The sequence below is a fragment of the Moorena sp. SIO3B2 genome, assembly GCF_010692525.1.
GTDB lineage: Bacteria > Cyanobacteriota > Cyanobacteriia > Cyanobacteriales > Coleofasciculaceae > Moorena > Moorena producens.
In genome coordinates, this window is sequence record NZ_JAAHHE010000630.1 from 1 (window position 1) to 2679 (window position 2679).

Consider the following 2679-nt stretch of genomic DNA (forward strand, 5'->3'; position numbering starts at 1 on the left):
GGCATGCTCCAGGGATGGCGACTGTTCCATGGTCGTGAGGGGATTGCGATCAGTTGATTGTTGGGATAAGATTATTATGCCTAAAAACTATAACATAGAGCGCTACTCCCTATTCCGTACCTACAACTAAATACCACAAAGCATCAATACCTCTGCCGACATAGTTGGAATCTTGGTGTTGTTCAATCCATTCAATCACAGTAGGGAGAACATGATTCGATGTTTTGCCTAATCTGCCCAAGGCTTCCGCTGCGCTCCTACGCACAAAAGAATCATTATCCTGAAGCAGAGCTAGTAGGGCGTTGACTACAGCTTCTGAGCTGTTGCCTAATTTACCCAAGGCTATGGCTGACCACCGACGTAAACGAGAATCATCATCCTGAAGCTGTGCTAGGACGACCTTGACTACGGTTTCTGAACTGTTGCCCAATTTGCCTAAGGCCAAGGCTGTCCATCGACGCACACGATAATCATCATCCTGAAGCTTTGCTAGGAGGGCGTTGACTATGGTTTCTGAGCTATTACCCAATTTGCTCAAGGCATCGGCTGCCCCCGAACGCACACGATAATCATCATCCTGAAGCAGTGCTAGGAGGGCGTTGACTACGGTTTCTGAACTGTTGCCCAATTTGCCTAAGCCATAGGCTGCCCCCGAACGCGCACGAGAATCATCATCCTGAAGCTGTGCTAAAAGGGCGCTGACTAAAGTTTCTGAGCTGTTGTCCGAATTGCCCAAGGCCACGGCTGCCCTGTCACGCACACCAGCATCGGGATCCTGAAGCTTTGCTAGGAGGGCATTGACTACAGTTTCTGAGCTATTGCCCAATTTGCCCAAAGCTATGGCTGCCCTCCAACGCACATCAGAATTCTCATCCTGAAACCTTGCAAAGAGGGCGTTGATTACAGTTTCTGAGCTATTGCCCAATTCGCCTAAGGCATCGGCTGCTCTCACACGTACATCAGAATCATCATCCTTTAGCCGTGTCAACAATATTGTAATTACCTGATCTTTTTCCCCGAACTCAGCTCGATAGTTCAGCAATCGCCAGTCATCAATCCGATTCGTTCGCGTAGCGTGGCCTACGGCCAATTGCTGTTCCAATAATTCCAATACCTGTGCTTCAAAATCGGTTTCATACAAACTACAAATTATATTAAAAACCTGCTCGTAAACCCTCTCCCCAACCCGCTCCTCACGACTCACTTCCAACTCAAACAACCGCTCTAAAATCTCTTGCACCAACCCGCGATCAGAACCACGCAAATTTTTCGGGTCTTCTGCCAAACAACTACCAGCAAACAACAAATCCCGATGCAACCACTGCTCGTAGTTACTATTATTAGTCAAAACTGCCCGAATCGCCCTCGCCGCCTTTTTCGGTTTTTGTTGTGCTATCAGCAATAGTAACACTTCGCGCCAGTGGTAGTCATGCAAATGCTCCCGAATCTGACTCAAAACAATTTCAAAATCCCCCTCATTATCCGCCTGATAGTCAATCTCTTCAGCACACAAATATTCTTGAAACGTCTTATGGACAAACCCATAACAATTTTGCCCTTGCTCATTCAACAAACCGGTGCGATCGCGAATCAAGGTTACAAATGCTTCTGCTTCTTCTTCAGCTTGATATAACTGCACCTGCTTCAAGGTTTTAATCTGCTGACTCAACTGATCAATCAAATCATCCCGGTCTATCAAAGTACCGCTGTCGTTATCTTCAGCATTTCCCTGAGTATGAATCCAATAAGCCAACAATTCCATCAATCGGCGCAAATCATATAAGTCTAGATACTTAAATAATCCCTGATTGCTTATTTCTTTGTTAGCATCCCAAGAGGTTAACAAAGTCTTGACGGCGCAATTATAAAGCTCAAACCGTTCTTTGGGCAATATCGCTTGATACCGATGAATCAATGCAATAATTGTCAACAATAACGGATTCCGTGCCAACAAGGTAATCCGGTCATGATCATCCAGCGCCTTTCGTAAACTCTGCTTGCGCCTTTCAGCTTCTGCTTGGTCTTGAAACCTGCTGTTATACCAGTTATCAATAAACGCCGAAATCTTTTGGTCATCAAAGGGTTCAATTTGATAGTGGGGAAATTCCTCAGTGTGGAAAAAGTCGCGTCGATAACCAGCCGGTCTAGATGTAATAATAGCGCGATTTCTGTCAAACTGTCCCAAAAAATTCTCGATCCGCCTGACTACATCATTCCGTTTAGCCTCTTCTGCTACTTCATCCAAACCATCTAGCAATATCAACGCCCTACCATCAGACAACCAATGCTCAAAAAATCCCACTGGTAAGGGTTTGACTGACATGGTGTTTTCAGCAAATATACGAGCATAGTCGATCAGGCTTTTATCGAGATTTATCGCAAAATCTCGCATCCTAATTAAAATCGGTAGCCAGTCGGTATGACCATCTAATAGACATCTCCAAAAATTAACCTCAAACCCTTGCACTGCCTGGGTCAAAACCGAGTTTATGGAGATGTCTAATCCTAAAATCTCAGGCTTGCTCTGAGCCAACATTACTGCAAAATAACTCATCAAGGTGGTTTTTCCCGAGCCTGGCGCACCCAATATCACTACTCGTCTTGATTGACTTTGGCTCAATAACTGCTCCGCCAATAATTTGCGGCCAGTCGTCTTTGCGTGGATCCCCACACACCAAG

Annotated in this window: 1 protein-coding gene; it reads right to left on the minus strand. The window is 45.4% G+C overall.

The features are described 5' to 3' along the window. Window positions 1-109 precede the first annotated feature (109 nt). Window positions 110-2554 carry an NACHT domain-containing protein gene (locus F6K38_RS39135; RefSeq protein WP_287360311.1) on the minus strand — a complete coding sequence of 815 codons (2445 nt, stop codon included), beginning with the start codon at window positions 2552-2554 and terminating at the stop codon, window positions 110-112. Window positions 2555-2679 lie beyond the last annotated feature (125 nt).

Coding starts and splice junctions, on each gene's coding strand:
- F6K38_RS39135 (WP_287360311.1), bottom strand. CDS start 2,554: ATGAGTTATTTTGCAGTAATGTTGGCTCAGAGCAAGCCTGAGATTTTA.